General features: G+C 62.8%; 6 protein-coding genes. 3 read left to right on the top strand and 3 right to left on the bottom strand.

The genetic code is table 11. From position 1 onward, the window contains the following. The first annotated feature begins 331 nt into the window (after positions 1–331). The 3 genes from AAC023_RS13265 to AAC023_RS13255 all read left to right on the top strand — a co-directional run bounded on the left by AAC023_RS13265 (position 332) and on the right by AAC023_RS13255 (position 3084). Positions 332–1027 (top strand): response regulator transcription factor, encoded by a 696-nt coding sequence (locus AAC023_RS13265; RefSeq protein WP_091766370.1) that lies wholly within the window; start codon positions 332–334, stop codon positions 1025–1027. Between the two features lie 130 nt (positions 1028–1157). After that, positions 1158–2312 carry a hypothetical protein gene (locus AAC023_RS13260; protein ID WP_339741675.1) on the top strand — a complete coding sequence of 385 codons (1155 nt, stop codon included), beginning with the start codon at positions 1158–1160 and terminating at the stop codon, positions 2310–2312. Positions 2313–2448: 136 nt separating this feature from the next. Continuing rightward, a complete protein-coding gene (locus AAC023_RS13255; protein WP_339741674.1) occupies positions 2449–3084 on the top strand; it encodes a hypothetical protein in 636 nt (211 codons plus the stop codon). Between the two features lie 88 nt (positions 3085–3172). On the opposite strand, the gene AAC023_RS13250 is transcribed toward AAC023_RS13255, so the two are convergent. The 3 genes from AAC023_RS13250 to AAC023_RS13240 are packed head-to-tail and all read right to left on the bottom strand — an operon-like array spanning position 3173 to position 5573. Beyond that, positions 3173–4015, bottom strand: a complete 843-nt coding sequence (locus AAC023_RS13250; protein WP_339741673.1) for a protein-glutamate O-methyltransferase CheR — start codon at positions 4013–4015, stop codon at positions 3173–3175. Between the two features lie 4 nt (positions 4016–4019). After that, a complete protein-coding gene (locus tag AAC023_RS13245) occupies positions 4020–5189 on the bottom strand; it encodes a chemotaxis response regulator protein-glutamate methylesterase (protein ID WP_339741672.1) in 1170 nt (389 codons plus the stop codon). A 9-nt stretch (positions 5190–5198) separates the two neighbouring features. Continuing rightward, the gene (locus AAC023_RS13240) at positions 5199–5573 is read right to left on the bottom strand and encodes a response regulator (protein WP_339741671.1); all 375 of its coding nucleotides are present in this window, start codon (positions 5571–5573) and stop codon (positions 5199–5201) included. Positions 5574–5725: the final 152 nt, after the last annotated feature.

Here is a 5725-nt window from a genome sequence, read left to right as displayed (position 1 = left end):
CGGACCGGCTTTCGGGCCGTCCACGGTCAGATTTTCAATGCTGACAGGCCAATCCGCCGCCTATCGCCGCATACTTTATGCGTGAACCCAATCGCAGTTGATCAAATTTTTCAGAGTCATGGCGGCGGCATGTGCCGGCTAACCCCCCATTCGTTAACGCTAATTGCGAATCAAGCTGAAGCGGAAAAGAATCGCCGGGCGGACGATTCTTGTACCCGGTCAAGCCGCAGTTAACTTTCGTTAAGGGTTTCCTCGTAGCGTCAGAATAAGGTTAATCAGACTACACACCGGGCGGGATTGATTCGTTCGGGTACCAGACCGGAGGCGAACCATGCGGGTTCTTCTAATTGAGGACGACCGGGCGACCGCGCAGTCCATCGAATTGATGCTGAAGTCAGACGGCTTCAACATCTACACGACGGATCTTGGCGAGGAAGGGGTCGATCTCGGCAAGCTGTATGATTACGACATCATCCTGCTCGATCTGAATCTGCCGGACATGACGGGTTTTGATGTCCTCAAAACCCTTCGCGTCTCCAAGATCGATACGCCGATCCTGATCCTCACCGGCAATGCCGATATCGACAACAAGGTCCGCGGCCTTGGATGCGGGGCCGATGACTATATGACGAAGCCCTTCCACAAGGATGAGATGATTGCGCGCATCCACGCCATCGTCCGCCGGTCCAAGGGTCATTCGCAGTCAATCATCAAAACCGGTTCGATCGCCGTCAATCTCGACGCCAAGACGGTCGAAGTGGACAGCCAGCGCGTCCATCTGACCGGCAAGGAATACCAGATGCTCGAACTGCTCTCGCTGCGCAAGGGCACGACATTGACCAAGGAGATGTTCCTCAATCATCTCTATGGCGGCATGGACGAGCCTGAACTGAAAATCATCGACGTCTTCATCTGCAAGCTTCGCAAGAAACTGGCAGCCGCCACGCAAGGCGAACATCATATCGAAACCGTCTGGGGCCGTGGCTATGTGCTGCGCGATCCGATGGAAGAAAAAGTCGCCGTCTGATCTGACGGTCGATGCAAGATTGAAGAGCCCGGTCCCTGCGACCGGGCTTTTTCTTGTCGGCCTCCCCTGTTCAGGGGCTTTTCGGCGTTTGGCGCCCCGCTAGTCTGGCTTGCAAACAACGAGGCGCCCCATGAAACACCACCGATTGAGCCTGACCGCACTCGCGGCCGCGATTCTGACCGCCGGAAGCGCCCTGGCGCTCCAGGACCCGCCCGGCGAACCGGCAACACCGCGCCCGGGCGTGGTGGAAATGGACACGTTTTCAGCGTCCGAGCTGATGGCAGAGCTCACCGCGCTCGAGGCTGCAGCCGGCGGGCGCGTCGCGTTTCGCGACCCCGGCGGGTTGCTCGAGCGGCTTGACGCGAAACATGCCCGGCTGACGGCCCTCGCAGATGCCGAGGGCGGCCGGTGGGGAATGGGCTTCGACATCCTGTTCTCGACCTCTGACCCGGCCCCCCGTCCGTGCGACGACCACACCCCGGTCATGGTCGTTTCCCGCCAGGGCACCGAGATAGCAGGGACAGCTTGCCGCCTCTATACGATACAGGACGGGGTCCCGATGTTGACCCTTGATCAGTTGCTGGACGCTCCTTTCGAGGGCGGGACCATCCATATTCACCTCGTCACGAGCATCACCGCCGAACAGGACAGCCTGCTCGATTCCGGCAATGAAATCCTGTCGGCAATGACCACCGATATTTTGCAGGCCCTCCTCCTGGCGAACCCGCCCAGTAGCGGGGAGGACTGGATGCTGTGGCGGGACGCCCTGCAGAACATGACGGATCGTGCCGACGGCTTCATCGCCTTCGATGCACCCGACCCGCTGGCCTTGGCGCTTGCGGCGGCGGTGACCGGGGTTCTGGAGGAAGCCGACGTGCAGGGCGTCGATTGGGGCTTCACCTTCGGGGTCGATGGCGCGCAATCCTATGCGGACGGCGGCCTGTTTGATCCCGACAGGCTTGCAGCAGCGAGCCGGCCGCAAACCGCTGCGTGGTGCCGACCCGATGTGACGTTCACAACGTCAGGCCCGACCGGCATTGCCCATACCTGGCAGCAATGCGCCGGCACACCGCCGGAGGAAATTTCCGACACCCTCATCGTCCGCAAGATCTGGACCGAGGAGCGCTCGAGCCGGGTCTATCGCTGGCTTGAACTCACCGCCTTCGGCTCATCGGAAACGCCGGCCGAACTCGCGGCGGTGGACAGCTTCACCCGCGCGGCCCTGGCCCTGATGGCGGACGACATCATCATCGCGCCTCGCCCGGCGGACGCCAGGAGCGACTAGGTTTGCGGCGCCGCGCTGTGCTGGGCAGGAGGCAGGCCGGGTCTCCGCGATCGGGCTTTCTTGCCCCTCCCCTGTTCAGGGGCTTTCCGGTACCAGGCGGCAATCTATACTCGTTCCCGAAACAGGGAGAATCCGCATGAAACACGACCGAATAGTGCCTGCTGCACTGGCGATCTCGATCCTGGCGGCCGGGCAGGCCCTGGCGTTCCAGGACATGCCCGCCCCATCGGCGGCCCCTGACGGCTCGCTGGACTGGCATGGCCTGGTGCAGAGCCTGACCGATCCCGCGGCTGGCCTGATCCGCATTGAAGCACCAGACGCGCTGGCCCGGGAACTCGAAACCCTCTCTACAGAGATGCGCGCTGGCGCGGAGCTGCATGATGCACACTGGGGGGTCAGTGTGGGAATTGAGGGCGCGGAAGCCCTCTCCCGCAATGGCGGGTATGATTTCGACCGGATCGATGAGATCGCCCGGCCCGCAACACCCGCATGGTGCGACCGCGACGCCCCCTATGTCGCGATCGATGCGGCCGGAGTCCGGCGGATCTGGCAGCAGTGTACCGGCACGCCCACCGGAGAGGATGCTGATGGCATATCGGTGCGCCGCTTCTGGATCGAGGACACTGTGGCCGGCGATTATCGCTGGCTGGAACTCATTGCCGTCAGCGCGACCGACACAGGCAGCGAACTGGCGGCCCTTGACAGCTTCTCCCGTGAAGCCCTCGGTGCCATCGCCCGCAGTATCGTCATTTTTCCGGCGACCGCCGAGTAGGCAGGCCCTGGCCCGGCCGCAATGAAAAACCCCGGACCAGTCTGGTGCCGGGGTTATTCATTTCGCCGTGCCGGCATTGAGGCCGATATCAGGCTGCGGCGGTCTTAAGCGCCGCATTGCCGACCTGGGTGTAAAGGCCACGACGGCCGTCCACCGGTACATAATCGCTCGACAGGCCGACCACCGTCTCGGCTGCTCCCATCACAAGATAGCCATCTGAGGCGGTCTGCTGCGACAGGCGCGAGAGGACTTTCTTCTTCGATTCCGCATCGAAATAGATCAACACATTGCGGCAGAAAATCACGTCGAACTTGCCCATGGAGGCGAAATTCTCGAGCAGGTTCTGCTTCTGGAAATTCACCATCTGCCGGATATTCGGCTTGATGCGCCACTGGTCGCCGGTCTGGTCGAAATGCGTTACCAGACGCTGGATCGCCAGGCCACGCTGAACCTCGAATTGACTGTAGAGGCCGGCCTTGGCCTTTTCCAGCACGCGCGGTGCCATATCCGTCGCCACGATCTCGACGCGAAGGCCGCCGAGGCGTGCGCGCTCTTCTTCCAGCAGCATGGCCAGCGAATAGGGTTCCTGACCCGACGAACAGGCCGCACACCAGATCCGCAGCACGCCGGTATTGCCCCGGGCGCGCGAGAGAACCGGGAGAATGTCCTGCTTGAACAGGTCGAAAGGGGTATTGTCGCGAAAGAAGAATGTTTCGTGGGTCGCCAGCGCCTCGGTGATGGCCCAGAGGAGGCGATCGCTGGACTCGCGCCGCGCTGCTGAAATCAGGGCTTCAATCGAGGCATAACCTTCGGCCCGGGCCAGCGGTGCCAGCCGACTTTCGAGCAGATAGCCCTTGTCAGCCGACAAGACGAGGCCCGAGCGCTTATACGCCTCGGCCGCCACGTAGAGAATTTCCTGTTTTTCCAGCATAGGCCTACATTCCACCCTTGGCGCGCCGGACGATGTCCGACCCTATTTCCGCTAGCGGCAGTATCTGATCTGCCAGTCCGGCCTCGGCGACTGCGCCAGGCATGCCCCAGACGATGCTGCTCGCTTCGTCCTGGGCGATAATCGTTCCACCGGCACCGCGCAGCGCACGCACGCCCTCGCGCCCGTCATGCCCCATCCCGGTGAGGATGACGCCGAGCGCGTTGCCACCGGTCGCCTCGGCCACTGACAGAAACAGCGGGTCGACGGCGGGGCGGCAGAAATTGATCGGCGGGGTCTGGTCGAGCGCCGCAAAGAAGCCAGCCGCATCGCGCCGGACTGTGAAGTGAAAATCGCCGGGCGCGACATAGACATGGCCCGCCTGCAGACGCTCACCATGCTCGACTTCCTTGCAGGGCAGATTGCTGGCCTTGGCCAGGTGCTCGGCGAGGATTTTGGTGAACAGGGCCGGCATGTGCTGGGCGATAACAACCGGCGCCGGGAGGCCCGCTGAAAACTTGCTGATCACATTGCGCAGAGCTTCGGGACCGCCCGTGCTGGAGCCGATCGCAATGATCGAGGGGCGTCCGGTCGAGCGCCGTGTGTTGCCGCGCGAGATCGGGGCGGCGGCCACGGGGCGAAAGGCGCGCGGCGCGGCGGCCGGTGGCGGAGTACCGGGCGCGTGGCGGACTTGCGGCGCAGCCGGACTGGCGGCAGGCGCTGACGGGCTCGAAACGCGCGACCGCGGCGCCAATACCTTGAGCTTGGCGAGCAGGTCGCGGCGGAATTCCTCGGCACCGGCGAGACGGCCTGCCTGCGGCTTGGGCGCGTAATCCGCGGCGCCCATGGACAGGGCGCGGATCGTCACCTCGCCACCCCGGCGAGTCAGGGTCGAGGCCATCACGATACGGCATTTCGGTACGGTCTTGAGCAGAATGGGCAGGGCTGCGAGCCCGTCCATCTTGGGCATTTCCACGTCAAGCACGATCAGATCAGGGCGCAGTTCTTCGGCCTTGCGAATGCCCTGCTCGCCATCGGTGGCGGAGCCGACCAGTACAAGGTCGGGATCTTCCTCGATCCAACGCGTCATGAGACCGCGGGCGACCGCAGAATCATCGATCACGAGGACGCGGGCGATCCCGGGCAAGGCAGCCGTTTTGAGTGCGGGCTCTGTCATCAGCCTCCCCTACGACGCTCGCAACAAACCGGTTTGCTGAAATTTGGAGGCGATAATGTCGCCATCGAAGGGCTTCATCACATATTCGTCGGCGCCGGCGCGCAGCGCTTCGGTGATGTGGGCCATATCATTCTCGGTCGTGCAGAACACGACGATCGGCCGGTCCCCGGTATCCTCACGGCGCAGGGCCTTGACGAAATCCAGGCCGTTCATAATCGGCATATTCCAGTCCAGCAGGATGGCGTCGGGCATGTTCTCCCGGCACTTCTCAAGCGCTTCCGCGCCGTCGCCGGCTTCAACACACGCGAATTCCAGCTCTTCCAGAATGCGCCGGGCGACTTTCCGGATAACGCGCGAATCGTCAACGACGAGACAGGTCTTCATACGCTTGCCCTTCCCTAGGCGGCTTCGTTCTTGACGGTTGTGCCAATGACTGCCGACACATCCAGAACTGCGAGCAATTCTTTCTCGAGACGGTGAACCCCCTTCACCATCGAACGCCAACGGGCGTCGACATGCGCGGGAACGGGCTCCAG

The organism is uncultured Maricaulis sp. (genome assembly GCF_963976135.1).
Classification (GTDB): Bacteria; Pseudomonadota; Alphaproteobacteria; order Caulobacterales; family Maricaulaceae; genus Maricaulis.
The sequence above is the reverse complement of the archived record's forward strand: the minus strand, read 5'-3'. Positions and strand labels throughout refer to the sequence as shown.

What these genes read in the sequence shown, in the direction of transcription:
- AAC023_RS13265 (WP_091766370.1), top strand. Translation starts at nt 332, where the DNA reads ATGCGGGTTCTTCTAATTGAGGACGACCGGGCGACCGCGCAGTCCATC.
- AAC023_RS13260 (WP_339741675.1), top strand. Translation starts at nt 1,158, where the DNA reads ATGAAACACCACCGATTGAGCCTGACCGCACTCGCGGCCGCGATTCTG.
- AAC023_RS13255 (WP_339741674.1), top strand. Translation starts at nt 2,449, where the DNA reads ATGAAACACGACCGAATAGTGCCTGCTGCACTGGCGATCTCGATCCTG.
- AAC023_RS13250 (WP_339741673.1), bottom strand. Translation starts at nt 4,015, where the DNA reads ATGCTGGAAAAACAGGAAATTCTCTACGTGGCGGCCGAGGCGTATAAG.
- AAC023_RS13245 (WP_339741672.1), bottom strand. Translation starts at nt 5,189, where the DNA reads ATGACAGAGCCCGCACTCAAAACGGCTGCCTTGCCCGGGATCGCCCGC.
- AAC023_RS13240 (WP_339741671.1), bottom strand. Translation starts at nt 5,573, where the DNA reads ATGAAGACCTGTCTCGTCGTTGACGATTCGCGCGTTATCCGGAAAGTC.